Consider the following 26,217-nt stretch of genomic DNA (forward strand, 5'->3'; position numbering starts at 1 on the left):
GATCGGCCGTGCCGTGTACGTCCGCCCCGCGATCGGCCCCAGCCGCACCAGGCCCTTCAGCGGTCCGGTGGTGTCGGCCGCTTGCCGCCCTGGTCGGCCCGGCCGTCCGTGATGAGTCCCGGTGCGCGCCCCGGGACGGGGCGTGAGGTCGCCGGCCTCGGGTACCTCTCGAACATTCGCGCGCCACGGGATAGCCTCCGCCCATGGCGAATGGGCAGTGGTTTCCCCCGGACTGGCCGGACCGCATCCGCGCGCTCGCGGACGGCACGATCACCCCGGTCGTGCCCAGGCGCGCGGCCACCGTCATGCTCCTGAGGGACAACGGCGCCGGCCCCGCCGTGCACATGCTGCGCAGACGCGCCTCCATGGCCTTCGCCGGAGGCGCGTACGCGTACCCCGGCGGCGGCGTCGATCCCCGCGACGACGACCACCAGGTCCGCTGGGCCGGTCCCACGCGCGCGTGGTGGGCGGACCGCCTCGGCGTCGACGAGAACGCCGCCCAGTCGATCGTCTGCGCGGCCGTCCGGGAGACGTACGAGGAGTCGGGCGTGCTCCTCGCGGGGCCCACGCCGGACTCCGTAGTCGGCGACACCACGGGCCCGGACTGGGAGGCCGACCGCGCGGCCCTGGTCGCCCGCGAACTGTCCTTCGCCGAGTTCCTCGACCGCCGGGGCCTGGCCCTGCGCTCCGACCTGCTGGGCGCCTGGACCCGCTGGATCACTCCGGAGTTCGAACCCCGCCGCTACGACACCTGGTTCTTCGTGGCCGCCCTCCCCCAGGGACAGCGCACCCGGAACGTCTCCACGGAGGCCGACCGCACCGTGTGGATCCGCCCGAAGGACGCGGCGGCCTCGTACGACAGGGGCGAGCTGCTGATGATGCCGCCCACCATCGCCACCCTGCGCCAGCTCATCCCGTACGCCACCGCCGCCGAGGCACTCGTGGCCGCACGGACCCGCGACCTGACGCCCGTGCTCGCGAGTGCCCGCCTGGTGGACGGCGAGATCGTCCTGTCCTGGCCCGGCCATGAGGAGTTCACCAAGCACATCCCGACCGGGACGGCTCCGGCATGACACCGAACGGCCCCCGACCGCACCACGTCCAGGACGGCCCCCGCCCGCACCACGTCCAGGAAGGTCCCCTCGCATGACGGACGCAGCAGCGCTTCCCGGTCAGCCCCGGGGCGGCGTTCTCTCCGGCCCCGCCACCGCGCGGGCCGTCAACGTCCTCGCGCCCAACCCCTCCGCCATGACCCTGGACGGCACCAACACCTGGATCCTCTCGGAGCCCGGCTCCGACGTGGCCGTCGTGGTCGACCCGGGGCCGCAGGACGAGGGCCACCTGCGCGCCGTCGTCGACACCGCCGAGCAGGCCGGCAAACGCATCGCGCTGACCCTGCTCACCCACGGCCACCCGGACCACGCGGACGGCGCGGCCCGCTTCGCCGAGCTCACCGGCACCGACGTGCGGGCGCTCGACCCGGCGCTGCGGCTCGGCGACGAGGGCCTGGGCGCCGGGGACGTGATCAAGGTGGGCGGCTTGGAGCTGCGCGTCGTACCGGCGCCCGGGCACACCGCGGACTCCCTCTGCTTCCACGTCCCGGCCGACCGGGCCGTCCTCACCGGCGACACCGTCCTGGGCCGCGGGACCACGGTCGTGGCGCACCCGGACGGCCGCCTCGGCGACTACCTGGACACTCTGCGTCGGCTCCGTTCGCTCACGGTCGACGACGGGGTGCACACGGTTCTCCCCGGTCACGGCCCGGTCCTGGAGGACGCCCAGGGCGTCGTCGAGTACTACCTCGCCCACCGCGCCCACCGGCTCGCCCAGGTCGAGACGGCGGTCGAGGACGGCCACCGCACCCCGGCCGAGGTCGTCGCCCACGTGTACGCCGACGTGGACCGCTCCCTGTGGCCGGCCGCGGAGCTGTCGGTACGGGCACAGCTGGACTACCTGCGGGAGCATGGGCTCATCTGACCGGGGATTGCTCCGGCATCAAGCCGGGAGCACTCCCGCATCAACCCGGGGATTGCTCCGGCATCAAGCCGGGATCGCTCCGGCATCAACCCGGGGATCGCTCCGGCATCAAGCCGGGATCACTCCGGCCGGGGCGCCTTGACGCCGTGCACGCGCGCGTACTCCTCGGCGAGCCAGGGCCCGAGGTCGTCGACGTAACCGCGCAGGACGGCGAGGTCGCCGACCGGCTCGTACCCGTGCCCGGCCGCTGCGCGCAACTGCGCGGCCCGCGCCGGGTAGTAGGCGCCGAAGGCGCCCGCCATCTCGTACAGATCGCTGGTCCAGCCCCGCCAGCGCGGCATGACGAGGGTGAACCCGGTCCGGACCAGATGCCGGGACATGAACCGTACGAGGGTTCTGCGGGCCTCCTCCGTGTCCCCGGTCGCGGTGATCCGCTCCCGCCATCGGGGCAGGTGCGCGGCCAGGTCGCCGTTGGTCTCGCGCGCGAGCAGCGAGTCGGGGCGGTAGCGGGGCAGGTGTTCGGCGAGATCGTCCCCGAGCAGCGGCGTGCACAGGCACGCGACGAACCAGCCCAGGTCGTACCGCTCCGGCTCGGAGAGCAGCCTGGCCCGGCCGAAGAGCAGCGTCCCCACCCCGTCGATCTCCCGGAACTCCCGGTCGAGCGCCGCACCGAGCGCACGGGCGTCCTGCCGGTCGGCGTCGCCCGGTTCGTGTCGCAACGCGAGCAGCAGATCGAGATCGCTGCGTCCCGGGCGTGCGGTGCCCCGGGGGATCGACCCGTAGAGATACGCGCTGTGCATCCGCGCCCCGAAGACATCCACCAACCGTTCGCGTGCGGCGGAGACGACGGGCCGGAACACGGCGGGCACGCGCGCGAGGGAACCCTCGCGGGCGATGTAGCCCTCGCTGTCGAGGCCCTTGCTGTGTACGGGATCGGGCACGGGAGACCGTTCAGTCCGTGAAATCCGACAAGGCCCCGCCACACACGAGACGGGGCCCATCGGCGTACGAGCCAGGACGCGGTGTCAGCGCTCCGGCGTCAGCTGCTCCGGTGTCAGCGGGACCGCTTTGCGAGCCTCTCCACGTCCAGCAGGATCACCGCGCGGGCCTCCAGGCGCAGCCACCCGCGCTGGGCGAAGTCGGCCAGGGCCTTGTTCACGGTCTCGCGGGACGCGCCGACCAGCTGGGCCAGCTCCTCCTGGGTCAGGTCGTGCACGACGTGGATGCCCTCCTCCGACTGCACGCCGAAGCGGCGGGAGAGGTCCAGCAGGGCGCGGGCGACACGGCCCGGCACGTCCGAGAAGACCAGGTCGGACATCTGGTCGTTGGTCTTGCGCAGGCGCCGGGCGACGGCGCGCAGCAGGGCGCCGGCCACCTCGGGCCGTACGTTCAGCCAGGGCTGGAGGTCGCCGTGTCCCAGGGCCAGCAGCTTCACCTCGGTCAGCGCGGTCGCCGTCGCGGTGCGCGGGCCCGGGTCGAAGAGGGACAGTTCGCCGATGAGCTCACCGGGGCCGACCACGGCCAGCATGTTCTCGCGGCCGTCGGGGGACGTACGGTGCAGCTTGACCTTGCCCTCGGTGACCACGTACAGACGGTCGCCCGGGTCGCCCTCGTGGAAGAGCGAGTCACCCCGTGCGAGGGTCACCTCCGTCATGGAGGCGCGGAGCTCCGCGGCCTGCTCGTCGTCGAGCGCCGCGAAGAGCGGATTGCGCCGCAGAACGTCGTCCACGAGTTCTCTCCTTGTCGACCTGCTCAGGGGATCTTGCTCCCCCGTGTGCCAGGGGTCCGTGTTCCCCATTTTGCCGGACGGTCCAAACAGTGTGATCTGTCACAAGGATGCCGCACAGGTGTCCCGAGGTAAGCGGCAGGGGTCCAATTGGGCGCTGATCTCCTGGGCCCGGGGCGGATGTCGGCGACGGGCTTTAGGCTGGCCGGGTGTCCAAATCGCCGGTGAGAGCACAGGCCGAGGGGGCTGGGCGGGTGGTTGTACGTCGGGATTCCGCTGTGGGCGAACAAGAGTCCGAGGGTGGAAAGAAAACCGCAAAAACGGCAAAAGCGCCCTCTGCGGCGAAGGCGGCGCCTACGAAGAAGGCGGCCACCGGGAAGGAAGTGGCAGCCGCCAAGAAGACGGCACCGGCCAAGAGGACCACGGCCAAGAAGACGGCACCGGCCAAGAAGACGGCTGCGGCCGAGTCGGCCACAGCCAAGCAGCCCACGGCCAAGCAAGCGCCTTCCGCCAAGAAGGGCACCGCCGCCGCGCAGGCCGCCGTCAAGAAGGCCAGGCCTCCCAAGAAGGTGGTCGTGGCTCCGAAGAAGGCGACGGCCGCCGTGCGGCAGGCTTCCCCCGCGCAGACCGTCGCCCCGAGGCCGCCGAGGGACGAGTCGCGCACCGCCCTGGTCCGCCGTGCCCGCCGGATCAACCGCGAGCTCGCCGAGGTGTACCCGTACGCGCACCCGGAGCTGGACTTCGAGAGCCCCTTCCAGCTGCTGATCGCCACGGTCCTGTCCGCCCAGACCACGGACCTCAGGGTCAACCAGACGACGCCCGGCCTGTTCGCCAAGTACCCCACCCCCGAGGACCTGGCCGCGGCCAACCCGGAGGAGGTCGAGGAGATCCTCCGGCCCACCGGTTTCTTCCGGGCCAAGACCAAGTCGGTCATGGGGCTGTCCAGGGCGCTGGTGGAGCAGTTCGGCGGCGAGGTCCCGGGCCGGCTGGAGGACCTCGTCAAGCTGCCGGGCGTCGGCCGCAAGACCGCCTTCGTGGTCCTGGGCAACGCCTTCGGCCACCCGGGCATCACGGTGGACACCCACTTCCAGCGGCTGGTGCGGCGCTGGGAGTGGACGGAGGAGACCGACCCCGACAAGATCGAGGCCGCCGTGGGCGCGCTCTTCCCCAAGAGCGACTGGACGATGCTCTCCCACCACGTGATCTTCCACGGCCGCCGCATCTGTCACGCCCGCAAGCCCGCCTGCGGTGCCTGCCCCATCGCACCGCTCTGCCCGGCGTACGGCGAGGGCGAGACCGACCCCGAGAAGGCCAGGAAGCTGCTCAAGTACGAGAAGGGCGGCTTCCCGGGCCAGCGCCTCAAGCCCCCGCAGGCGTACCTGGACGCGGGCGGCAAGCCGGCGCCGCCCCTGGGGGCCGGGTGACGGGACTGACAGGGCTGACGGGACTGACGGGACTGACGGGACTGGGGGAGCGCGGACCGCGGCGCACGCCGTCCGCTCGCGCCCGCACCTTTGGGCCGGTGGAACGAACTCGGTGCCGCAAGGCGTTGGACGCAACAGGACGACGGGGGTGGCGATGACGCGGGCGAGCGAGACGCACGGCGGGCCGGTGGCGCTCAGCAAGGATGGGCTGCCGAGCTGGCTGGATCCCGTCGCACGCGTCGTGGAGACGGTCCAGCCGGTCCAGCTGAGCCCCTTCCTGCCCCCGGAGAACGGCGCGGGCCGGCAGTCCGCCGTCCTGATCCTCTTCGGCGAGGGTGAGCGCGGCCCCGAGCTGCTGCTGATGGAACGGGCGAGCTCGCTGCGCTCCCACGCCGGCCAGCCGTCCTTCCCGGGCGGTGCCCTCGACCCGGAGGACGGGGACCCGGGCGGCGACGGTCCGCTCCGGGCCGCCCTGCGCGAGGCGGAGGAGGAGACCGGGCTCGATCCGGGCGGTGTCCAGCTGTTCGGCGTGCTGCCCCGGCTGTACATCCCGGTCAGCGGCTTCGTCGTCACGCCCGTGCTCGGCTGGTGGCGCGAGCCCAGCCCGGTCGGGGTCGTCGACCCGGCCGAGACCGCCCGCGTCTTCACGGTCCCCGTGGCGGATCTCACGAACCCGGAGAACCGCGCGACCACCGTCCACCCCAGCGGCCACCGGGGACCGGCATTCCTGGTCGAATCGGCGCTGGTGTGGGGCTTCACCGCCGGAGTCATCGATCGCCTGCTGCACTACGCGGGCTGGGAGCGGCCCTGGGACCGCGACAAGCGTGTCCCACTCGACTGGCGCTCATGACAGGGTGGCTCCGTGCCGTCCCGCCTGGGAGACAATCCCCGGGTCCCCGGCCGACCTGTGGTGATCGGAAGATGATGAGGCGAGGCGTGACGCGGTGAACGTGCTGGACATCCTGCTGCTGGTCGCCGCTGTGTGGTTCGCGGTGGTGGGGTACCGCCAGGGATTCGTCGTCGGCATCCTGTCGGTGATCGGCTTCCTGGGCGGCGGCCTGGTCGCCGTGTACGCGCTTCCGGTCATCTGGGACGCGCTGACGGACGACTCGCCGGTGAGCACCACCGCGGCCGTTGTCGCGGTCGTCGTCATCATTGTCTGCGCCTCGGTCGGCCAGGCCCTGACCACCCACCTCGGCAACAAGCTGCGGGTGTACATCACCTGGTCCCCGGCCCGCGCGCTGGACGCGACCGGCGGCGCCCTGGTCAACGTCCTCGCCATGCTCCTGGTCGCCTGGCTGATCGGGTCGGCCCTCGGCCAGACGACGATACCGACGGTCGGCAAGGAGGTCCGCAACTCCAAGGTGCTGATCGGGGTCTCCCAGGTGCTGCCCGCGCAGGCCAACAACTGGTTCAGGGACTTCACTTCGGTCCTCGCGCAGAACGGCTTTCCGCAGGTCTTCAGTCCCTTCGCCAACGAGCCGATCACCGACGTCCGTCCGCCGGACCCGGCCCTGGCGCGCAGCACCGTCGCCACCGTCGCCAAGCGGTCCGTGGTCAAGGTGGTGGGCACCGCCCAGAGCTGCGGCAAGGTCCTGGAGGGCAGCGGCTTCGTCTTCGGCGACCGCCGGGTCATGACCAACGCACACGTGGTCGGCGGCGTCGACGAGCCCACCGTCCAGATAGGCGGCACGGGCCGGAAGTACGACGCGAAGGTCGTCCTCTACGACTGGGAGCGCGACATCGCCGTGCTCGACGTACCCGACCTCCGGGCCCCGGCGCTGAGGTTCACGCGCGGTGACGCGCGCAGCGGTGACAGCGCGATCGTCGCCGGCTTCCCGGAGAACGGCTCGTACGACGTCCGTGCCGCACGCGTGCGCGGGCGCATTTCCGCCAGCGGCCCGGACATCTACCACCGTGGCACGGTCCGCCGTGACGTCTACTCGCTCTACGCGACCGTCCGTCAGGGCAACTCCGGCGGGCCGCTGCTCACGCCCGACGGCCGGGTCTACGGCGTGGTGTTCGCCAAGTCGCTCGACGACGCCAACACCGGCTACGCGCTCACGGCGGACGAGATCCAGCAGGACATCGCCAAGGGGCGTACCGCGAACCAGCAGGTGGACAGCGAGAGCTGCGCGATGTAGCCCGTACGGGGGTCAGCCGCGGGGGTGACGCAGGCGTACCGAGACCCAGCGGGCCCGGCGGCGCAGAATGCGCGGAATGCCCACCCTGGGGTCGGAGCCCGTCAGTTGCGGGGTGCCCCGCTGATGGGAGTTGAGGCCGTTCGCCGAACGGCGGGTGCCTGCTGCGTCACTGAAGTCGTGCGTCCAGCCCATACCCCGACGTGTGCCCCAGCCCCAAGGTCGATAACCGCCCCGCGGCGCCCCAATTGGCCTATGCGCCGGGCAATTGGCCGTTCGTAGGACAGGTGTTCGTGCTCGGGTGCCGGGCGCATCGGCTCGGTCACCGATGCGGGTGCGGGAAACCGGCGCGGCTCCCGTCTCATCGGTCCGGTTCGGGATCCCTGAGCCAGTTGACGAGCTCGGCGGAGAACGCCACCGGGTCCTCCTCGTGCGGGAAGTGTCCCAGCCCGTCGAACAGCCGCCAGCGGTACGGCGCCTCGACGTACTCGCCCGAACCGGCCGCGCTGCGGGTGCGCAGTACGGGGTCGAGGGAGCCGTGCAGATGCAAGGTCGGCACGCGCACCGGCCGCTTCATGCGGCGGTAGAACTGGATGCCGTCGGGGCGGGCCAGGGAGCGCACCATCCACCGGTACGGCTCGATCGCGCAGTGCGCGGTGGACGGGATGCAGATGGCCCTGCGGTACATCTCCACCGCCTCGTCGTCCGGCACCCGCGGACCCGACCAGTCCCGCACGAGCCGGCCCACGAGCGCGCCGTCGTCGGCGGTCAGCTGCCGTTCGGGAATCCAGGGCCGCTGGAAGCCCCAGATGTACGAGCTCGCGGCCGACTGCCTGACGTCGGAGAGCATCGCCGAGCGCCAGCGCCGGGGATGCGGCATGGAGGCGACCGCGAGCCGCCGTACGAGCTTGGGGCGCATGGCGGCCGCCGTCCACGCCAGATAGCCGCCCAGGTCGTGGCCGACCAGCGCCGCGTCCGGCTCGCCGAGCGAGCGGATCACGCCGGTGATGTCGAGCGCGAGGTTGGCCGGGTCGTAGCCGCGGGGCGTACGGTCGCTGCCGCCCACGCCCCGAAGGTCCATGGCGACGGCCCGGAAACCGGCGTCGGCGAGTGCCACCAGCTGGTGCCGCCAGGTCCACCAGAACTGCGGGAAGCCGTGCAGCAGCAGGACCAGCGGGCCGTCGCCGAGCTCGGCGATGTGGAAGCGGGCGCCGTTGGCGGCGACGTCCCGGTGCGTCACTTTTCCGCCGCCGGGTACGTCGATCCGTACAACCGAGGTCGATTGCGCCGATTGCGCCGAAGGGGTGCCGGGGTCCGTCATGACGACGAGCGTGCCACAGCCTCGATGGCCTCGGGTGCCCGCTCCTCCAGGGCCGGGGTCTCCGGGCGGGGGTGCGGCTTGGCCTTCTGCAGCACGTTCGCCGTCTCCTTCATCGACGCGGCGACCTTCTGCGGCCCCTGGCTCTTCTTGGCCTTCTTCGCGAAGACCACGCCGATCAGGGCGAGGCCGCCGGCCACGAGGACGTTGGCGGCGAAGGACAGCAGGAAGCAGACCGCGAGGTTCCAGCCGCTCCAGGTCCGAATGCCATAGGCCAGCGCGAAGTTCAGCATCGGCAGGGAGAACACCAGGACCGCGCCGGCCACGGTGAACGCGCCGCCGCTGGTCGCCCCGCGTTTGACGTCCTGCCTGAGCTGGGCCTTGGCCAGCGCGATCTCGTCGTGCACCAGCGCCGACAATTCGGTCGTCGCCGAGGCGAACAGCTGGCCGATGCTGCGTTCGGCGCCGACCGGGCTGCCGTCGGGTGCGCTCATCGCGGTCTCCCTCTCCTGCCTGGACTCTTCTGTCCCGGTGTCTGCTTCCGCCCGGCTTCGACTGCTGCCTGACTTCTGCCCGACTGGGAACGGTCCTGTCTTTTGTACCGTCCCGTCAGATCATGCCGGACTGTCGTTCTCCTCGCTTGCCCCGCCCGGCACTTCGGCAAGCCGTTCCTCCCGTTCGGGCACCCCGGCCTCGGCGAGCGGGCGGTGCTCGGCGGCCCTGGCCTCGGCGAGCCGACGGTGTTCGGCGGCCTTCACCTCGGCGAGCCGACGGTGTTCGGCGGCCTTCCGCTCCAGGATCTCGGCCATGCGGAGGTGGTACGCCGGGTCGTCCTGCTCGTAGACGTCCGGGATGCCGTCGAGGTCGTCGTCCCGTTCCTCGGCCTCGCACAGCCCGCGGTATCTGGCGTTGCGCATCTTCAGCAGGAGCGTTGCCAGGACGGCCGCGATGAGCGAGCCGCACAGGACCGCGGCCTTGGCCTCGTCCGTCAGCGTCGCGTCGCCCGCGAACGCCAGCTCACCGATGAGCAGCGAGACGGTGAAGCCGATCCCGGCGAGTGTGGCCACGGCGAACACGTCCGCCCAGGCGAGGCCCTCGCTGAGCGTGGCACGGGTGAAGCGGGCCGTGAGCCAGGTGCCGCCGAAGATGCCGGCCGCCTTGCCGACGACCAGGCCCAGCACCACTCCGAGTGTCTCCGGCCTGGTGAACACGTCCGCGAGCGCGCCGCCCGAGACGGCCACCCCCGCGTTGAACAACGCGAACAGCGGCACGGCCAGCCCCGCGGACAGGGGCCGTACGAGGTGTTCGACGCGTTCGCCGGGGGAGTGCTGCTCGCCGTCCCGGGTGCTGCAGCGCAGCATCAGGCCCATCGCGACGCCGGCGATGGTGGCGTGGACGCCGCTGTGGTAGGTCAGCGCCCAGATCACCAGGGCGAGCGGGACGTACACGTACCAGCCGCGTACGCCCTTGCGCAGCAGCAGCCAGAACACGACGAGGCCGGCCACCGCCCCGCCGAGTGCAGCGAAGTCGATGGTGTGGGTGAAGAAGACCGCGATGATCAGGATGGCGAACAGGTCGTCGACGACGGCGAGCGTCAGCAGGAAGGCACGCAGGGCGCTGGGCAGCGAGGTGCCGATGACGGCGAGCACGGCGAGCGCGAAGGCGATGTCGGTCGCCGTCGGTACCGCCCAGCCACCGAGCGAACCACCGCCGGTGACATTGGTGAGCGTGTAGACGAGGGCGGGCACCGCCATGCCGCACAGTGCCGCTATCACCGGCAGGACGGCGGCCCTGGGCTCGCGCAGGTCACCGGCGACGAGCTCGCGCTTGAGCTCGATGCCGGCCACGAAGAAGAAGACCGCGAGCAGGCCGTCGGCGGCCCAGTGCTGGACGGACAGGTGCAGGCCGAGTGTGGAGGGGCCGAAGCGGAAGTGGCCGACGGTCTCGTGGCTCGTGTGCAGCGCGGGAAGGTTCGCCCAGGTCAGGGCGGTGATCGCGGCGAGGAGGAGCAGGACGCCACCGACGGTCTCGGTGCGCAGCGCGTCCGCGACGAAGGTCCGCTCGGGCAGGGACAGACGTCCGAGAACCCTGCGGGCGGCGCTGGTGCGGGGCGCGGTCACGACGGAACCTCCGGTCGGTGGGCATGTCAGAGCACATGCCGACCAGACTTCCCGGCGCGCCTCAGTGTCCTGTTGCGGTGTCCTGTTGCGGTGTCCTGTTGAGGTGTCCTGTTGCGTGTTGCTTTGCCTATTTTACCCAATGTGCGGCGCGCGGGTCCAAGCACAGGGAGCACCCGGCGCATCACGCGCCGGGTGCTCCTCAGGGTCCGGTTCCGCTCGGTCCCGCTCAGTCCTCGCTCGGCGCCGCCGGGAGCTTGGTCTGGATGAGGTCCATCACCGTCGAGTCGGTCAGCGTCGTGACGTCCCCGAGCTGCCGGTTCTCCGCGACATCGCGCAGCAGACGGCGCATGATCTTCCCGGAGCGGGTCTTCGGCAGCTCCGCCACCGGCAGGATCCGCCTGGGCTTGGCGATCGGGCCGAGGGCGGTCCCGACGTGGTTGCGCAGCTCGGCCACCAGGTCCTCGGTCTCCGCGGCCGTACCGCGCAGGATCACGAAGGCGACGATCGCCTGCCCCGTCGTCTCGTCCACCGCCCCGACGACCGCCGCCTCGGCGACCGACGGGTGCGAGACCAGGGCCGACTCGACCTCGGTGGTGGAGATGTTGTGCCCGGAGACCAGCATGACGTCGTCGACGCGGCCGAGCAGCCAGATGTCGCCGTCGTCGTCCTTCTTCGCGCCGTCGCCGGCGAAGTACTTGCCCTCGAACCGCGACCAGTACGTGTCGATGAACCGCTGGTCGTCACCCCAGATGGTGCGCAGCATCGACGGCCACGGCTCGGTGAGCACCAGGTAGCCACCGCCGCCGTTGGGCACCTCGTTCGCCTCGTCGTCCACGACCGTGGCGGAGATGCCGGGCAGCGGCCGCTGCGCCGAACCGGGCTTCGCCTCCGTCACGCCCGGCAGCGGAGAGATCATCATCGCGCCGGTCTCGGTCTGCCACCAGGTGTCGACGACCGGCGTACGGTCGGCGCCGATGTTCTTGCGGTACCAGATCCACGCCTCCGGGTTGATCGGCTCGCCGACCGAACCGAGCACGCGCAGGGAGGACAGGTCGAACTTCGCGGGGATGTCGTCGCCCCACTTCATGAACGTACGGATGGCGGTCGGCGCCGTGTACAGGGTCGTCACCCCGTACTTCTGCACGATCTCCCAGAAGCGGCCCTGGTGCGGGGTGTCGGGCGTGCCCTCGTACATCACCTGCGTCGCGCCGTTGGCCAACGGCCCGTACACGATGTACGAGTGGCCGGTGACCCAGCCGACGTCGGCGGTGCACCAGTACACGTCGGTCTCCGGCTTGAGGTCGAAGACCGCCCAGTGCGTGTACGCGGTCTGCGTGAGGTAGCCGCCAGAGGTGTGCAGGATGCCCTTCGGCTTCCCCGTGGTGCCCGAGGTGTAGAGGATGAACAGCGGGTGCTCCGCGTCGAACGCCTCCGGGCTGTGCTCGGCCGACTGCCGCTCGACGAGCTCGTGCCACCAAGCGTCCCGGCCCTCGGTCCAGGCGACCTCCTGGCCGGTGCGGCGGACCACGAGCACGTGCTCGACGTTGTCCACGCGCTCGATCGCCTCGTCGACGGCGGGCTTGAGGGCGGACGGCTTGCCGCGCCGGTAGCCGCCGTCGGCCGTGATCACGACCTTGGCGTCGGCATCCTGGATACGGGTGGCCAGCGCGTCGGCGGAGAAGCCGCCGAAGACCACGGAGTGCGCGGCACCGATGCGGGCGCAGGCCAGCATCGCGACCGCCGTCTCCGGGATCATCGGCATGTAGATCGCGACCCGGTCGCCCTTCTGAACGCCCAGCTCCAGCAGGGCGTTCGCGGCCTTGGACACCTCGTCCTTGAGCTCGGCGTACGTGATGGCGCGGCTGTCGCCGGGCTCTCCCTCGAAGTGGATCGCGACGCGGTCGCCGTGCCCGGCCTCGACGTGCCGGTCGACGCAGTTGTACGCGACGTTGAGCGTGCCGTCCTTGAACCACTTGGCGAACGGCGGATTCGACCAGTCGAGCGTCTCGGCCGGCTCCTTGGCCCAGGTCAGCCGGCGGGCCTGCGCGGCCCAGAAGCCGAGCCTGTCAGCCTTGGCCTGTTCATACGCCTCCGCCGTGACGTTGGCGTCCTCGGCCAGCTCGGCGGGGGGCGCGAACCTGCGCTCTTCCTTGAGCAGGTTGGCCAGGCTTTCGTTGCTCACGACATCTCCCTCTCGCAGGGGCGTTGTGTCCCAGGCCACAGCTCATCAGACCCGGGGGCCCGATGACAAGGGCCGACGGAACATTGGTTTAGACCTGTTTGCGTAACGTTTGCTCGGCCGCCCACAGTGCGTGCCGCGGTGCCCCTGAGCTGCGGGCCCGCGTCGGCCTCGACGGTCGGCGAACACCTGTGTTCACGGACGCCGAGCCGCCCAAGTTCAGCACGGCCCTCACCCATTCCACAGACCTTGCCTGCGGCGAGCGTGTCGCGGGGCGCGTGGCGGCTTTCGGCGGTGGGTGCCGCGTGATCGGTATGGGCGCCGCGCCATTGCCCGGCGCCGAGCCGGTCGTCGCTCATGTGCGGCTCGGCAGGTCCTCCGTCGCTGCGACGCCGGTGAACACCTCGTCCCCGGCCGCCCCCGCGAGCAGGTACGCCTGTGCCTCGCCCACGTGGAAGTACATCCCGTGCAGCTCCAGCGCGCCCTCTCGCAGGGCCCGCGCCACCGAGTCGTGGGCGTGCAGGTGCTCCAGTTGCTGGACGACGTTGGTCAGGCACAGCTGCTCCACCGCGTCGGCGGGCCGTCGCCCGGCCAGCCCGGGCCAGGCGCTGCCGTCGTCCGCCAGCCGTGCCAGGCTGGGCAGCCCGTACCGCAGCCACCGCCCGAGCGGTGTCCCGCTCCCGGCCGCACCGGAGTTGAGCAGCGCCTGCATGGCTCCGCACCCGGAGTGCCCGCACACCGTGATCGAGCGCACCCCGAGGACGTCCACCGCGTACTCGATCGCGGCCGCAACCGAGTCGTCGCCGCTCTCCTCGCCGGGCGGCGGCACCAGGTTGCCCACGTTCCGCACCACGAACAGGTCGCCGGGACCACTGGACGTGATCATCGACGTGACCAGCCTCGAGTCGGCGCAGGTGAGGAAGAGCTGGGAGGGCTGCTGCCCCTCCCGCGCCAGCCGTGCCAGCTCACCCCGCACCAGAGGTGCGGTGTTGCGCTGGAACGCGCTGATGCCACGCGCCAGTTGCTGCCTGCTCGGGCCCGGTTCGGTGGGCCCGCCGGTGTCCGTGCCGCCGTCGGCTGCCGAAGCCGCTCCCGGGCCCCCGCACTGGTGGTTGCGCCAGGGCGTCCAGGGCCGGCAGCGGCATCCGTGGGAGTCGGTGGGTTCGGCGATGCGGACCGCGGCATGCCGGCCGGTGAGTCTGACGGAGCCGCCCTGCGCGGTGTGCGTGCGTTGCCAGTCCTGCAGTGCCTCGTACGCCGCGTGGTCCATGAACGAGCCGTCCAACGCGACGACCACGTCCGCCCCTTGGGGCACGAGGTGCAGGGCCCGGCTGAGCCGGGGCACCGCGAGGAACGTCAACTGCCCTCGTACATGTACGTAATGGACTCCTTCCTTCTCGTCGTGCGTGATCCGGGTGCGGGTGAGGCGGTGCAGAGCGACGGCCACGGCCACGGCGACGCCCAGCGCCACGCCCTCCAGCACACCGAAGGCCACCACGCCGAGGGTGGTGACGGTGTACACCAGCACCTCTCGGTGGCGGGTCACCGTGCGGATGTGGTGCAGGGACACCATCTGGATGCCGACGGCCATCACCAGGGCGGCGAGCGAGGCGAGCGGGATGAGCTCCAGGAGCGGAACCATCAGCAGCGCGGCGACTACTACGAGAACGCCGTGCAGCACCGTGGAGTTCCGGCTCACGGCACCCGCGCGCACATTTGCCGAACTCCGCACGGCCACCCCCGCGACCGGCAGTCCGCCGAGCGCGCCGGAGACGACGTTGGCGGCACCCTGACCAAGCAGCTCCCGGTCCAGGTCCGAGCGCGGGACGGGGGCGGCCGGAGCGGGGCGGCCCGCGGCCAGCTTGTCCACGGCGACGGCGCCGAGCAGCGACTGCACGCTGCACACCAGCGTGGTGGTGAGCACGGCCGCGACGATCCCGAGCGCGGGTCCCTCGGGCAGACCGGCCAGGGCGTGGCTGCGCCAGGACGGCAGGTCGACCCGGGGCAGGGTGAGCCCGGTCAGCGAGGCGGTCGCGGTGGCCCCGGCGACGGCCACGAGGGGTGTCGGCACCTTGGCCAGAAGGCGTCCGGGCCGACCGGGGAGCCGCGGCCAGAGCAGCAGCAGGGCCAGGGTCAGCAGGCTCACGGACACGGCGGCCGGACGCAACCCGGCCAACTGTGCGGGCAGCGCCCGCAGATTGTCGATCACCGAGCTCTGCGGACTGCCGCCGAGCACGATGTGCACCTGGGCGACGGCGATGGTCACGCCGATGCCGGCCAGCATGCCGTGGACGACGGCGGGGCTGACGGCGAGCGCGGTGCGCGCCACCCGCAGGCAGCCGAGCCCGAGTTGGGCGAGCCCGGCGAGGACGGTGACGGCGCACGTCGTACGCCAGCCGAAACGGTGGATCAGGTCGGCGCTGACCACGGTGAGTCCGGCCGCCGGGCCGCTGACCTGGAGCGGGGAGCCGCCGAGCCGTCCGGCGACCAGGCCGCCCACGGCGGCGGCGACGAGGCCGGCCTGGAGCGGGGCGCCGGTGGCGAGCGCGATGCCGAGGGACAGGGGCAGGGCGATCAGGAAGACCGCGATCGAGGCCGACAGGTCGGCGCCGTCGATGCGGAAACGGCGCGGCCGCGGCGGGCTGTGGGGCTGGTGGGGGTGCTGGGTCCGAGCGGGGTCGTCGGCGCGGGCCGGAACACAGGCTGACATGGTTCCCGTCTCCTCCGGGGCGGCGCGGTCGCGGAACTGCTGGTCTCCGCCGGGGCGGGGGGTCTGGTCGCGGCCGTGGGTCACGGCGTGCAGCGGCGGGATGGATCAACTGAGTCGACTGGATCAAAGAACAGCAAAGATCGGTAAAGCGATCGTAATGCCACGTAAAGGTCATGCATCGAATTTGCGTGCATACGAGGCGTCGAATCACCCCGATGAGTGAAGTGATCTGTTTATCGGCTTGTCGTACTAATTCCCCTCTTGGCCCCATGCGACCTTGGCGGCGCTGCCGGTATGTCCGGCACGTCAACAGCACACGCCGTCTCGGCGTTGGACGAGAGAAGGAAGAAGGTGGGCGGAACATGGCCGCCACCCAGAGGATCGCCGTGGGCGCCGTCGTCGCCGCGGCCTGTGCCTCGTCGCTCGCCGGTTGCGCCAGCGGCGACGCGAGCACCGGGCAAGGGGCGCACGGCCCGCAGAAGGGGGTGCAGGCGCCGGGGAGCGTTCTCCGCCTGATCGGCGACGGCTCCACCGCCTACACCGGAGCCCAGCCGCACCTGCCCGGACCGGAGCGGCTTCAGCCCGGTCAGAAGCCCCCGCAGTTCGTCGTGTTCTCCTGGGACGGCGCGGGCGAGGACAGCCAGAAGCTGTTCTCCCACTTCCGCAAGGTCTCCCAGGCCAACCACGCGACGATGACGTACTTCCTCAGCGGGGTGTACCTGCTGCCCGAGGAGAAGCGCGACCTGTACCAGCCTCCGCAGCACCCACAGGGAAGCTCCGAGATCGGCTTCAACAACGCGAAGGGCATCGCCGACACCGTCCAGCAGCTGCGCCTGGCGTGGCTGGAGGGCAACGAGATCGGCACCCACTTCAACGGCCACTTCTGTGGCAACAACGGCGGCGTCGGCCAGTGGTCGGTCGAGGAGTGGAAGAGCGAGATCGCCCAGGCGAAGCAGTTCGTGAAGACCTGGAAGACCAACAGCGACATGACGACCGCGGCCCCGCTGCCCTTCGACTACGACAAGGAGCTCATCGGCGCCCGCACCCCCTGCCTGGAGGGCCAGAAGAACTTCATGAAGGCGGCCCGTGACCTGGGCTTCCGCTACGACACCAGCGGCGTCAACAACCAGGTGTGGCCCAAGAAACGGTACGGCCTGTGGGATGTGTCGATGCAGCTGGTGCCCTTCCCGGGGCACACCTACGAGCAGCTCACCATGGACTACAACTTCATGGTCAACCAGTCCGGCACCCTCACCCAGGGCGACCCCGACAAGTTCGACTACTGGGGCGACCAGATGCGGGACGGCCTGCTCAAGGGCTTCTACCGGGCCTACGACGGCAACCGGGCGCCCCTGATCATCGGCAACCACTTCGAGTCCTGGAACGGTGGCACCTACATGCGCGCCGTCGAAGACGTCGTGAAGGAGGTGTGCAACAAGCCCGAGGTGCGCTGCGTCTCCTTCCGGCAGCTGGTCGACTGGCTGGACGCCCAGGACCCGCAGACCCTGGAGAAGCTGCGCAGCCTGAAGGTCGGCGAGGCCCCGAGCCAGGGCTGGGCGTCCTTCCTGTCGGCCCACCCCGCCCCGGCCCCGAAGGGCGTGCCCGGGGCGCCCAGGCCGTAGCGGCCGTCACGCGGGAGCGGTGACGCCCTCGCCCAGCACGAAGCCGGGGTCGACCTGCGCGGCCAGGTCGGCTCCGGTGCGCTCGTTCCCCCACGTGCCGGCGTTCTTCAGGTGGAAGTGCACCATCTGGCGGGTGTACCGATCCCAGTCGCGCAGCTCGTACGTCGCGTCGGCGGCCACCCGGAGCATGCGCAGGGCCCGGCGGTTGGCGTCCTCCAGGAGGTGGAACCGGGGCGGCCGGCCCTTCTCCATGGCGCGTACCCAGTCCGAGTGCCCGACGGTGACGAGCAGGTCCTCCCCGACCTGCGCGCGAAGGAAGTCGAGATCGTCCTGACCCTGCACCTTGTTGCCGACGACCCTCAGGACGACGCCGAAGTCGCGGGCGTACTCCTTGTACTGGCGGTAGACGGAGACCCCCTTCCGGGTCGGCTCGGCGACGAGGAACGTCATGTCGAAGCGGGTGAACATGCCGGAGGCGAAGGAGTCCGAACCCGCCGTCATGTCGACCACGACGTACTCGTCACGGCCGTCCACCAGGTGGTTCAGGAAGAGCTCCACCGCTCCCGTCTTGGAGTGGTAGCAGGCGACCCCCAGGTCGGCGTCCGTGAAGGGGCCGGTGACCATCAAACGGACGGCGCCGCCGTCGAGTTCCACCGTGCGCGCGCAGGCCTCGTACAGCGGATTGGCCTCGCGGACGCGCAGCAGCCGCGATCCCGCGCCCGGCGGAGTCGTCTTGATCATCGTCTCCGTGGAGGCGATGCGCGGGTTGGTGCCGCGCAGATAGTCCTTGATCAGCGGCAGCCGGTCGCCCATCGCGGGCAGCGCGGCGGCCTCCGTCTCTTCGAGGCCGAGCGCGACGCCCAGGTGCTGGTTGATGTCGGCGTCGACCGCGACGACGGGTGCGCCGGCGGCCACCAGATGGCGGATGAACAGGGAGGACAGCGTGGTCTTGCCGCTGCCGCCCTTCCCGACGAAAGCAATTTTCATGTTCACGAAGCGTAGTGGTGCGATAGCTGTAAGTGGCGGCCGCAGTGAAGAAGACCACTCCTTCGTGGGGTGGGGCGCTCGGGTGCGTAGGGTCGTACTCATGAGTACGACAGGCGCGACCGCCGATCCGCTCGCGACCCTGGGTGCCCTGCCCGGTGTGGCCGAGTCCGTGGAGTCCGTGCGCAAGGCGGTGGACCGGGTCTACGGGCACCGGATCATGCGGCGACGCAGCAACGAGATCACCTCCGAGGCGGCGCTGCGCGGCGCCCGCGGCTCCGCGGCGCTGTCCGGCGCGGACTGGGCCCTTGAGGAGGTGCGCCGGCGCACCGACTTCAGCGGTGACGACGAGGCGCGCGTGCTGGGCGCGGCCCTGCGGCTGACGGCCGAGGCCGGGCAGCTGCTGTCCATCTGGAGGCAGTCGCCGCTTCGCGTGCTGGCCCGGCTGCACCTGGTGGCCGCCGCGAGCAAGGAGGACGCGGTCGGCCGGCCGCGCCAGGAGGGCGAGGGCGTCGACGAGCCGCTGGTCGAGCTGCCGCTGCCGAGTGCGGCCGAGGTGTCCGGTCGCCTGGAGGGCCTGGCGGAGCTCATCATCGCGGGCAGTTCGGCGCCCGCCCTGGTGACGGCGGCCGTCGTGCACGGCGAGCTCCTCGCACTGCGCCCCTTCGCCTCCCACAACGGTCTGGTCGCGCGTGCGGCCGAGCGCATCGTCCTGGTGGGCAGCGGTCTCGACCCGAAGTCGGTCTGCCCTGCCGAGGTCGGCCACGCCGAACTCGGCCGCGCGGCCTACCTGGCGGCCCTGGACGGCTACGTCTCCGGCACGCCGGAGGGCGTGGCGGCCTGGATCGCGCACTGCGGCCGGGCGGTCGAACTGGGCGTGCGCGAGTCGACGGCGGTGTGTGAGGCGCTGCAGCGCGGCGCGGCCTAGCGGCGCGGGGTAGCGGCGCGGGGTAGCGGCGCGGCGCAAAGGGGAAGGCCCCCTCGCGGGGGCCCCAAAGGGTTGCGGCGGTACGAGGACTCGTACCGCCGCTGGCATGTCCACCGAGTTACCAAGCGTCCTCGATATGTGCCCATCAGGTCGGAATCTCTGCCCGTCACCTGGTGCGGCTGGCCCGTAATCGACGGGTCGACGTCGCGTGGGTGCCCAGTATTCATGCGCGGTCCGTGGGCCAAATGCGTTCTAAAGGTGATCCTTTCGGATGTCCTTTGGTCTCGCGGGCCGTTAAACCCTTTGTACTGCAAGCAGGGAGCAAGCGGAAGCCCTGGCCGCACATCTTTACTTTTAGGTTCAAACAGGAGTTAAACGGGCGTCGGCATGCCGAACATGCTCGTCCGTCCGCGACGACATGACAGGTCAGGCGATCGGGGTGCGTCGTCGGCTCGCGTACCAGACGAGGCCGGCGGTGGCCGCCGCCGCTCCTATGGCCGCGGCCACGACGAGTGCCGGACGGGGCGGTACGGAGAAGGCGGGCAGCCGCTGCTTGAGCCGGACCGGCCGGTGGAAGTCCAAAACCGGCCACCTGCGCGCGAGTGCCTCCCTGCGCAGGGCGCGGTCCGGGTTGACGGCGTGCGGATGTCCGACCGACTCGAGCATCGGCAGGTCGGTCACCGAGTCGCTGTAGGCGTAGCAGCGGGAGAGGTCGTACCCCTCGGACTCGGCCAGTTCCCTGACCGCCTCGGCCTTCGTCGGGCCGTAGGCGTAGTACTCCACCTCGCCGGTGAAGCAGCCGTCCTCGCCCACGACCATGCGGGTGGCCACCACCCGGTCCGCGCCCAGCAGTTCGCCGATCGGCTCGACCACCTCGGCGCCGGAGGTGGAGACGATCACGACGTCGCGTCCGGCGGTGTGGTGCTCCTCGATGAGGGAGGCTGCCTCGTCGTAGATGATCGGGTCGATCAGGTCGTGCAGGGTCTCGGCGACGATCTCCTTGACCTGTCGCACGTTCCAGCCGCGGCACAGCGCGGACAGGTACTCCCGCATGCGCTCCATCTGGTCGTGGTCGGCGCCGCCGACGAGGAAGACGAACTGGGCGTACGCGGTACGCAAGACGGCCCGGCGGTTGATCAGGCCGCCTTGGTAGAAGGGCTTGCTGAAGGTGAGCGTGCTCGACTTCGCAATGACCGTCTTGTCCAGATCAAAGAACGCTGCGGTGCGGGGCAAGGAGTGGTTTTCCACGACCCTGAGCATAGGGGCAGCCCATTCGGCGTAAGGTGGGCGCGTGGGTTTGCCTGAGAGGGCTCTCGGGTACACCATGGAAGTCACGGATCGTTCGCGACCGTGCTAACCCGGTCCGACTCCTCCCCCCCCGAGTCGGCCGTGGAGACGACCCCCGCTCTCCCCCCCGGCGGGGGTCGTCGCATGTCCGGGCGGGTTTCTCCTCTTCTGGCCGCGGCTGCCGTGCCGCATGTGCCGTGCTGCGGTGTCCGAAGTGCCCTACCCATGATTCGTCACGCTGGGTAGTCGAAGCGCTGCTCTGCGGAAGTCGCACGGGAACCAGTACAGGGGTCACCGGTATGGGTGACACCGATATTCACAACTGCCGAGTTGTCCACAGTTATCGACCAAGATCCACATGATTTTCCGGATCGCTGCACCGTGAATCCTGCGCGTCCGGCACGCGGCGAGTTCATGGCCGGTTCCCGATTGTCGGGCGCGTATGGCCGGTTCGTATCGGCCGTCCATATGAAGGCCGGTTGCCGGTTCTTCACACGTTTGGGCTTCGCGGGGCCGCAGGGGCTGCGCGAGGGCCGCAACCGAAGGGGGACGAACCCGTGGCCGGAACCGTCACACACGATCCGCCGCCCGCCGCCGCAGGACGCCAGGGCAGACCACTGATCGTCACGGAGGACGCCGAGCTCCTCGACGACCTGCTGCGCCTGTGCGCGGCAGCCGGCGCCACACCCGAGGTCCACCACGCAGTGCCCGAGCACAGAGGCACCTGGGAGGCCGCGCCGCTGGTGCTCGTCGGGGACGACGCCGCGCGGCGCGTGCGCGGGGCGGCACGCAGGCGCGGAGTAGTGCTGGTCGGCCGTGACCAGGACGACTCCGGAGTCTGGCGGCGCGCCGTCGAGATCGGCGCCGACCACGTGCTGGTGCTGCCCGACGGCGAGCAGTGGCTGGTCGACCGCATCGCCGACGTCGCCGAGGGCGTCGGCCGGCCCGCGCTCACCGTCGGCGTCATCGGCGGCCGAGGCGGGGCCGGAGCATCCACACTCGCCTGCGCCCTCGCCGTCACCGCCGCGCGGGAGGGCCTGCGCACCCTGCTCGTGGACGCCGACCCGCTGGGCGGCGGACTGGACGTCCTGCTCGGCGGGGAGGCCGCCGAGGGACTGCGCTGGCCGGCGTTCGCCGCCTCGCGGGGGAGAGTCGGCGGTGGCGCTCTGGAGGCGTCGCTGCCCGAACTGCACTCGCTGCGGGTGCTCAGCTGGGACCGCGGCGACTGCGTCGCCATCCCGCCCCAGGCCGTGCGCGCGGTGCTGGCCGCCGCCCGACGAGGCGGCGGCGCCGTGGTGGTCGACCTGCCGCGCCGTGTCGACCAAGGGATCGCAGAGGCGCTCGCCCAGCTCGACCTCGCTCTGCTGGTCGTGCCCGCGGAGCTGCGCGCCGTCGCGGCCGCCGGGCGGGTGGCCTCGGCGGTCGGCATGGTCCTGCGCGACCTGCGAGTGGCGGTACGGGGACCGTACGCGCCGGGACTGGACGACCGCGAGGTGGCCCGGCTGCTCGGGCTGCCGCTGGCCGGGGACCTGCCCGTGGAGTCGGGGCTGCTGCGCCCCGGCGAGGGCAGGACACCGCCCGGCGCGGCCGCGCGGGGACCGCTGGCCCGCTTCTGCACCGCCTTCTGGGAGCGGGCCCTGATCGAGCGGGGTGCCTCATGAGGACGGTGGCCGGGCGACCGGGGACGGCGGCCGAGCAGCGGCGGACGCCGGGTGCCGTGGGGAGCGGCGCGGGGGAGCCCAGGGCTGACATCGCCCGCGCCACCGGTTCGGGACTGTCCGCGGAGTTGCTGGACGGGGTGCGGCAGTGGCTGGCGGAGAGCGGGGCCGAGCCGACGCCCGCGCGGGTGGCGCAGGCGCTGCGGGAACAGGGCCGGGTGCTCGGGGACGCGGAGGTGCTCGGGGCGGCCGAGCAGTTGCGGTCCGAGCTGATCGGCAGCGGCCCGCTGGAGCCGCTGCTCGCCGACCCGACGGTGACCGATGTCCTGGTGTGCGCCCCGGACCGGGTGTGGGTGGATCGCGGCGGCGGGCTGGAGCGCACCCCCGTCGCCTTCCCGGACGCGACCGCCGTACGACGCCTCGCGCAGCGCCTGGCCGCGGTGGCCGGACGCCGGCTGGACGACGCCCGGCCGTGGGTCGACGCCCGCCTGCCCGACGGCACCCGGCTGCACGCGGTGCTGCCCCCGGTCGCGGTCGGCTGCACCTGTCTGTCGCTGCGGGTCGTACGGCCGCGCGCGTTCACGCTGGAGGAACTGATCGCGGCGGGCACGGTGCCCCCGGGCGGGGACCGCGTGCTCCGGGCGCTGATGGAGGCGCGGCTGTCCTTCCTCGTCAGCGGTGGGACCGGCAGCGGCAAGACCACTCTCCTCAGCGCGCTGCTGGGGCTGGTCGGGCCGGGTGAGCGGATCGTGCTCGCGGAGGACTCCGCCGAGCTGCGGCCCGACCATCCGCACGTGGTCCGTCTGGAGACCAGACCCGCCAACCAGGAGGGCGCGGGTCTCGTGACGCTGGAGGACCTGGTCCGGCAGGCGCTGCGCATGCGGCCGGACCGGCTGGTCGTGGGAGAGGTGCGCGGCCCCGAAGTGGTCCATCTGCTGGCCGCGCTGAACACCGGCCACGAAGGCGGGTGCGGCACGGTTCACGCCAACGCCGCCGCGGACGTCCCGGCCCGTCTGGAAGCACTCGGTACGGCCGCGGGACTGGACCGGGCCGCGCTGCACAGCCAGCTCGCGGCCGCGCTGTCGGTGGTGCTGCATCTGGTGCGCGACCGCTCCGGGCGGCGGCGGATCGACGAGGTGCGGGTGCTGGAACGGGATGCCTCGGGGCTGGTCCGGACGGTGCCGGCGCTGCGCTGGGGCGCGGATGCGTTCGCGGAGGAACCGGGCTGGGAGCGGCTGCGGGGGCTGCTTCACCGGTCGCCGGAGGAGAACCGGGGAAGGGGTGACGAGCGCAATGGGTGAGAGCGCTTTGGGCCGGCTGTCCATGGTGGCGGCGATGGCGTGTGCCGGGGCGGCGGTGTGGCTGATGGGCGGGCGCCACACCGGGGCGCGGCGGGCACGGCTGTTGCTCGCCGGCGGCGGCACGGTGGCCACCGGGTCGCCCGCGTGGGGTCGTGCCATCGGCGAACTGCGGCGGATCCGTGCGCGGTTGGGGGCCGAATGGTGGGCGCTGGCCGCCGGGCTGGTGCCGGCGGTGCTGGGTGCGTCGGTTCTGCCGCTCGTCGCGGGGGCGGTGGCGGTGCCGCTGCTGCGCCGGACGCGTCTGGCCCGGGACGCGCGCCGGGTCCGGGAGCGACGTGCGGCCGCGGTGATCGCCCTGTGCGGGGCGCTGGCCGGGGAGGTGCGGGCCGGACGGCAGCCGGGCGAGGCGCTGTTGCGTGCCGCCCGTGACTCGGACGGGCTCGGGGAGGCCCAGGCGGCGGTGCTGGCGGCGGCCCGGTTCGGCGGGGACGTGCCGGGCAGCCTCGCCACGGCCGCACGGCAACCGGGCGCCGAGGGACTGCGAGGCCTCGCCGCCTGCTGGCGGGTGGCCGTGGACCGGGGCGCGGGGTTGGCGGCCGGGCTGGACCGGCTGGAAGGGGCGCTGCGGGCGGAGCGGGACCAACGCGCCGACCTCCGCGCTCAGTTGGCCGGTGCCCGGGCCACGGCGGTGATGCTCGCCGGCCTGCCCGCTCTGGGCCTCCTCCTGGGGACCGCCATGGGAGCCGAACCGCTGCGCGTACTGCTGCACACCGGAGCGGGCCTCGGCTGTCTGGTCGTCGGCGGCGTGCTGGAGGGCGTGGGCCTGTGGTGGTCCCTGCGGATCGTGCGACGGGCGGAGGCGGCATGAGCGTGGACGTTTTCCACAGGCTGGGGGTGACGGTGGGGGTTGCGCTGTTCCTGGGGGCGCTGGTGCGCCGGTTCGGCACGGCGCGCCGGGACCGGAGGCTGCGACGCCGGTTGGCCTCGCTGCTGGATGCGGGGCCGGCATCGCCGCAGACGCGAACCAGGCCACGGCTCCCGACGCCGGCCGCCGCACGGCGGTGGCTGCCTTCGGTCGCGGTGGCGCTCGCCGGGTGGGTGCTGGTCGGTGGGCCGACGGGAGTCGCCGTCGGGCTGGCCGGGGCGGCCGCACTGTGGCGGTGGCACCGGCGGTCGGCGGCGAGCGATCCGCCCGAGGAGCTCGACCAGGGGGAGGCCGCCCGACAACTTCCGCTCGCCGCCGATCTGTTGGCCGCGTGCATCGCGGCCGGAGCCGCTCCGGTGACCGCTGCCCGGGCCGTCGGCGAGGCCCTCGCGGGACCGGTCGGGGAAGCGCTGGCCAGGGGCGCGGCGGAGGTGCGGCTCGGCGGCGAACCCGCCGCCGCGTGGCGCAGGCTCGCCTCGATACCGGGTGCCGCGGCCCTGGCGCGGCTCCTGGAGCGGGCCGACGAGTCCGGAGTGCCCGCGGCCGGGCCGGTCGCGCGGCTCGCGGCCGACGTCCGTGCCGAGCGGACGCGCACCTCGACGGCCCGGGCCCGCCGGGCGGCCGTCCTGGTCACCGCGCCGGTGGGGCTGTGCTTCCTGCCCGCCTTCGTTGCGGTCGGCGTGCTGCCCGTGGTGATCGGACTCGCGGGCGGGGTGCTGCGAGGGGGTGGCGGCTGACGGGGCGGTGGGTGTGAGACACGGCGCGCAGTTCGAACAGTGAGTGAGTAAACGATCGAGACCTTACGGGGGTTGAGATGTACGGAAAGGTACGGGCCCGGCTGCGGGCCAGGATGCGCCAGGACGCGGGGATGGTCACCTCCGAGTACGCGATGGGAATCATCGCTGCGGTGGCGTTCGCGGTGCTGCTGTACGAGGTGGTGACGAGCGGGCAGGTCAAGTCGGAACTGCAGGACATCGTGAAGCGAGCCCTCAGTGCGCGGATGTGAACGAGGTGGCGATCGGGGGTTCGTGACGGCGGAGGCGGCCATGGCGCTGCCCGTGCTGGTGCTGGTCGTGACGACGCTGGTGTGGGGGCTGCTGGTCGTGCTGGCCCAGATCCGGTGCGTGGACGCGGCCCGGGCGGGTGCCCGGGCCGCCGCCCGCCAGGATCCGGACGGCGCGGTCACCGAGGTGGCCCGTGAGGCCGCACCGCGCGGTGCGACGGTCACGGTGACCCGGCAGGGAGAGCGCGTCCGCGTCGTCGTGGTGGCCGACCCCCCGGGGATGGGCATGCTGCCGTTCCGGTTGCGGGAGGAGGCCGTGGCGGAGGCGGAGGAGACGGTGGGGGCGGGGTCATGAGGGCGCGCCCGGCAGCAGGCGGCCCGGTGGCCGCCGTCGGAGGGCGTTCCTCACCGGGCGGCCGTACGCGTGGCACGGGACGCAGGTGCTCGGATCGCGGATCCGCCACCGTCTGGAGTGTCGGGGCGATCGCCGCGCTCTGCGTGGTGTTCGGTGTCGGACTGGCCCTCGGGCAGGCCGTGGTGACCCGGCATCGCGCCGCCGGGGGCGCGGACCTCGCGGCGCTCGCCGCGGCGGACCACTGGGCGGAGGGAGCCGCCGCGGCCTGCGCCCGGGCTGACCGGGTGGCACGGGCGCAGGGCACCCGACTGGTGCGGTGCGTGATCGTCGGCGACACCTCGGACGTGACGGCGGCGTCGGAGCGCGGGCCGTTCACGGCGGAGGTCAGGGCGCGGGCGGGACCGGCCGGAGTGACGGGAACCGGTCAGCGGGCCCCGGCTTCCCGCTCGTGGGCTCCTGGCTCCCCGGCTTCCCGCTCGTGGGCTCCTGGCTCCCCGGCTTCCCGCTCGTGGGCTCCTGGCTCCCCGGCTTCCCGCTCGTGGGCTCCTGGCTCCCCGGC

Annotated in this window: 23 protein-coding genes and 1 pseudogene; 14 read left to right on the plus strand and 10 right to left on the minus strand. The window is 72.2% G+C overall.

The window, feature by feature from the left end; translation table 11 throughout:
* The first annotated feature begins 203 nt into the window (after positions 1–203).
* A complete protein-coding gene (locus tag AB0A61_RS02090) occupies positions 204–1,073 on the plus strand; it encodes an NUDIX hydrolase (protein ID WP_361284602.1) in 870 nt (289 codons plus the stop codon).
* A gap of 73 nt (positions 1,074–1,146) precedes the next feature.
* Positions 1,147–1,977, plus strand: coding sequence for an MBL fold metallo-hydrolase (locus AB0A61_RS02095; protein WP_361284605.1), 831 nt, complete (start codon positions 1,147–1,149; stop codon positions 1,975–1,977).
* Positions 1,978–2,096: 119 nt separating this feature from the next.
* On the opposite strand, the gene AB0A61_RS02100 is transcribed toward AB0A61_RS02095, so the two are convergent.
* Together AB0A61_RS02100 and AB0A61_RS02105 are read right to left on the minus strand one after the other, a co-directional pair.
* Positions 2,097–2,918: a nucleotidyltransferase domain-containing protein gene (locus AB0A61_RS02100; RefSeq protein WP_361284608.1), complete on the minus strand. Its 822-nt coding sequence runs from the start codon at positions 2,916–2,918 to the stop codon at positions 2,097–2,099.
* Positions 2,919–3,031: 113 nt separating this feature from the next.
* The gene (locus AB0A61_RS02105) at positions 3,032–3,706 is read right to left on the minus strand and encodes a Crp/Fnr family transcriptional regulator (protein WP_009189818.1); all 675 of its coding nucleotides are present in this window, start codon (positions 3,704–3,706) and stop codon (positions 3,032–3,034) included.
* 380 nt (positions 3,707–4,086) lie between these two features.
* Here AB0A61_RS02105 and nth point away from each other — a divergent pair, with 380 nt between their 5' ends.
* From nth to AB0A61_RS02120, 3 genes are all read left to right on the plus strand, one after another.
* Complete coding sequence (gene nth, locus AB0A61_RS02110; RefSeq protein WP_361284611.1) at positions 4,087–5,127, plus strand: endonuclease III; 1,041 nt, start codon at positions 4,087–4,089, stop codon at positions 5,125–5,127.
* 154 nt (positions 5,128–5,281) lie between these two features.
* Positions 5,282–5,977, plus strand: a complete 696-nt coding sequence (locus tag AB0A61_RS02115) for a CoA pyrophosphatase (protein ID WP_361284614.1) — start codon at positions 5,282–5,284, stop codon at positions 5,975–5,977.
* Positions 5,978–6,071: 94 nt separating this feature from the next.
* Positions 6,072–7,271: a MarP family serine protease gene (locus AB0A61_RS02120; RefSeq protein WP_361284617.1), complete on the plus strand. Its 1,200-nt coding sequence runs from the start codon at positions 6,072–6,074 to the stop codon at positions 7,269–7,271.
* 12 nt (positions 7,272–7,283) lie between these two features.
* On the opposite strand, the gene AB0A61_RS02125 is transcribed toward AB0A61_RS02120, so the two are convergent.
* The 6 genes from AB0A61_RS02125 to AB0A61_RS02150 all read right to left on the minus strand — a co-directional run bounded on the left by AB0A61_RS02125 (position 7,284) and on the right by AB0A61_RS02150 (position 15,595).
* Positions 7,284–7,463, minus strand: a complete 180-nt coding sequence (locus tag AB0A61_RS02125) for a hypothetical protein (protein WP_361284620.1) — start codon at positions 7,461–7,463, stop codon at positions 7,284–7,286.
* A gap of 166 nt (positions 7,464–7,629) precedes the next feature.
* Positions 7,630–8,589 carry an alpha/beta hydrolase gene (locus tag AB0A61_RS02130; RefSeq protein WP_361284623.1) on the minus strand — a complete coding sequence of 320 codons (960 nt, stop codon included), beginning with the start codon at positions 8,587–8,589 and terminating at the stop codon, positions 7,630–7,632.
* Positions 8,586–9,080 carry a phage holin family protein gene (locus tag AB0A61_RS02135; RefSeq protein WP_361284626.1) on the minus strand — a complete coding sequence of 165 codons (495 nt, stop codon included), beginning with the start codon at positions 9,078–9,080 and terminating at the stop codon, positions 8,586–8,588. Before AB0A61_RS02135 ends, AB0A61_RS02130 begins: the two co-directional genes overlap by 4 nt.
* Positions 9,081–9,200: 120 nt before the next feature.
* Positions 9,201–10,706, minus strand: a complete 1,506-nt coding sequence (gene nhaA / locus AB0A61_RS02140) for a Na+/H+ antiporter NhaA (protein WP_361284629.1) — start codon at positions 10,704–10,706, stop codon at positions 9,201–9,203.
* Positions 10,707–10,932: 226 nt separating this feature from the next.
* Complete coding sequence (gene acs / locus AB0A61_RS02145) at positions 10,933–12,888, minus strand: acetate--CoA ligase (protein WP_361284632.1); 1,956 nt, start codon at positions 12,886–12,888, stop codon at positions 10,933–10,935.
* 352 nt (positions 12,889–13,240) lie between these two features.
* On the minus strand, positions 13,241–15,595 hold the full coding sequence (locus AB0A61_RS02150) for a SulP family inorganic anion transporter (protein WP_361284635.1): 2,355 nt from the start codon (positions 15,593–15,595) through the stop codon (positions 13,241–13,243).
* Positions 15,596–15,957: 362 nt separating this feature from the next.
* Between AB0A61_RS02150 and AB0A61_RS02155 the strand changes: the two genes are divergently transcribed.
* Positions 15,958–17,217 (plus strand): hypothetical protein, encoded by a 1,260-nt coding sequence (locus AB0A61_RS02155; RefSeq protein WP_361284638.1) that lies wholly within the window; start codon positions 15,958–15,960, stop codon positions 17,215–17,217.
* 6 nt (positions 17,218–17,223) lie between these two features.
* Here the strand turns inward: AB0A61_RS02155 and AB0A61_RS02160 are convergent, their stop codons facing one another.
* Entirely contained in the window at positions 17,224–18,204 is a 981-nt protein-coding gene (locus tag AB0A61_RS02160; protein ID WP_361284641.1) for an ATP-binding protein, read from the minus strand.
* A 100-nt stretch (positions 18,205–18,304) separates the two neighbouring features.
* Between AB0A61_RS02160 and AB0A61_RS02165 the strand changes: the two genes are divergently transcribed.
* Complete coding sequence (locus tag AB0A61_RS02165; RefSeq protein ID WP_361284645.1) at positions 18,305–19,129, plus strand: oxidoreductase; 825 nt, start codon at positions 18,305–18,307, stop codon at positions 19,127–19,129.
* Positions 19,130–19,555: 426 nt separating this feature from the next.
* On the opposite strand, the gene AB0A61_RS02170 is transcribed toward AB0A61_RS02165, so the two are convergent.
* Positions 19,556–20,389, minus strand: a complete 834-nt coding sequence (locus AB0A61_RS02170) for an HAD-IB family hydrolase (RefSeq protein ID WP_361284648.1) — start codon at positions 20,387–20,389, stop codon at positions 19,556–19,558.
* A 584-nt stretch (positions 20,390–20,973) separates the two neighbouring features.
* On the opposite strand from AB0A61_RS02170, the gene ssd reads away from it, so the two are divergent.
* From ssd to AB0A61_RS02205, 7 genes and pseudogenes are all read left to right on the plus strand, one after another.
* Positions 20,974–22,077: a septum site-determining protein Ssd gene (gene ssd, locus AB0A61_RS02175; protein ID WP_361284651.1), complete on the plus strand. Its 1,104-nt coding sequence runs from the start codon at positions 20,974–20,976 to the stop codon at positions 22,075–22,077.
* Positions 22,074–23,375 (plus strand): TadA family conjugal transfer-associated ATPase, encoded by a 1,302-nt coding sequence (locus tag AB0A61_RS02180; RefSeq protein ID WP_361284654.1) that lies wholly within the window; start codon positions 22,074–22,076, stop codon positions 23,373–23,375. The genes ssd and AB0A61_RS02180 overlap by 4 nt, the downstream gene beginning before the upstream one ends.
* Positions 23,368–24,243 (plus strand): type II secretion system F family protein, encoded by an 876-nt coding sequence (locus tag AB0A61_RS02185; RefSeq protein ID WP_361284656.1) that lies wholly within the window; start codon positions 23,368–23,370, stop codon positions 24,241–24,243. The genes AB0A61_RS02180 and AB0A61_RS02185 overlap by 8 nt, the downstream gene beginning before the upstream one ends.
* Positions 24,240–25,037 (plus strand): type II secretion system F family protein, encoded by a 798-nt coding sequence (locus tag AB0A61_RS02190; RefSeq protein ID WP_361284658.1) that lies wholly within the window; start codon positions 24,240–24,242, stop codon positions 25,035–25,037. The genes AB0A61_RS02185 and AB0A61_RS02190 overlap by 4 nt, the downstream gene beginning before the upstream one ends.
* Positions 25,038–25,114: 77 nt before the next feature.
* Positions 25,115–25,306 (plus strand): DUF4244 domain-containing protein, encoded by a 192-nt coding sequence (locus tag AB0A61_RS02195; protein WP_361284661.1) that lies wholly within the window; start codon positions 25,115–25,117, stop codon positions 25,304–25,306.
* A gap of 40 nt (positions 25,307–25,346) precedes the next feature.
* Positions 25,347–25,658 carry a TadE family type IV pilus minor pilin gene (locus AB0A61_RS02200; protein WP_361284664.1) on the plus strand — a complete coding sequence of 104 codons (312 nt, stop codon included), beginning with the start codon at positions 25,347–25,349 and terminating at the stop codon, positions 25,656–25,658.
* A 26-nt stretch (positions 25,659–25,684) separates the two neighbouring features.
* Positions 25,685–26,065: pseudogene (locus tag AB0A61_RS02205) on the plus strand (Rv3654c family TadE-like protein); the annotation flags it as partial.
* Positions 26,066–26,217 lie beyond the last annotated feature (152 nt).

It is taken from the genome of Streptomyces sp. NPDC046197 (genome assembly GCF_040646295.1).
Classification (GTDB): Bacteria; Actinomycetota; Actinomycetes; order Streptomycetales; family Streptomycetaceae; genus Streptomyces.

Coding starts and splice junctions, on each gene's coding strand:
- AB0A61_RS02135 (WP_361284626.1), bottom strand. CDS start 9,080: ATGAGCGCACCCGACGGCAGCCCGGTCGGCGCCGAACGCAGCATCGGC.
- AB0A61_RS02200 (WP_361284664.1), top strand. CDS start 25,347: ATGGCGCTGCCCGTGCTGGTGCTGGTCGTGACGACGCTGGTGTGGGGG.
- AB0A61_RS02180 (WP_361284654.1), top strand. CDS start 22,074: ATGAGGACGGTGGCCGGGCGACCGGGGACGGCGGCCGAGCAGCGGCGG.
- AB0A61_RS02095 (WP_361284605.1), top strand. CDS start 1,147: ATGACGGACGCAGCAGCGCTTCCCGGTCAGCCCCGGGGCGGCGTTCTC.
- AB0A61_RS02185 (WP_361284656.1), top strand. CDS start 23,368: ATGGGTGAGAGCGCTTTGGGCCGGCTGTCCATGGTGGCGGCGATGGCG.
- AB0A61_RS02155 (WP_361284638.1), top strand. CDS start 15,958: ATGGCCGCCACCCAGAGGATCGCCGTGGGCGCCGTCGTCGCCGCGGCC.
- AB0A61_RS02130 (WP_361284623.1), bottom strand. CDS start 8,589: ATGACGGACCCCGGCACCCCTTCGGCGCAATCGGCGCAATCGACCTCG.
- AB0A61_RS02160 (WP_361284641.1), bottom strand. CDS start 18,204: ATGAAAATTGCTTTCGTCGGGAAGGGCGGCAGCGGCAAGACCACGCTG.
- AB0A61_RS02190 (WP_361284658.1), top strand. CDS start 24,240: ATGAGCGTGGACGTTTTCCACAGGCTGGGGGTGACGGTGGGGGTTGCG.
- AB0A61_RS02170 (WP_361284648.1), bottom strand. CDS start 20,389: ATGCTCAGGGTCGTGGAAAACCACTCCTTGCCCCGCACCGCAGCGTTC.
- AB0A61_RS02125 (WP_361284620.1), bottom strand. CDS start 7,463: ATGGGCTGGACGCACGACTTCAGTGACGCAGCAGGCACCCGCCGTTCG.
- AB0A61_RS02115 (WP_361284614.1), top strand. CDS start 5,282: ATGACGCGGGCGAGCGAGACGCACGGCGGGCCGGTGGCGCTCAGCAAG.
- AB0A61_RS02150 (WP_361284635.1), bottom strand. CDS start 15,595: ATGTCAGCCTGTGTTCCGGCCCGCGCCGACGACCCCGCTCGGACCCAG.
- AB0A61_RS02195 (WP_361284661.1), top strand. CDS start 25,115: ATGTACGGAAAGGTACGGGCCCGGCTGCGGGCCAGGATGCGCCAGGAC.
- AB0A61_RS02165 (WP_361284645.1), top strand. CDS start 18,305: ATGAGTACGACAGGCGCGACCGCCGATCCGCTCGCGACCCTGGGTGCC.
- AB0A61_RS02090 (WP_361284602.1), top strand. CDS start 204: ATGGCGAATGGGCAGTGGTTTCCCCCGGACTGGCCGGACCGCATCCGC.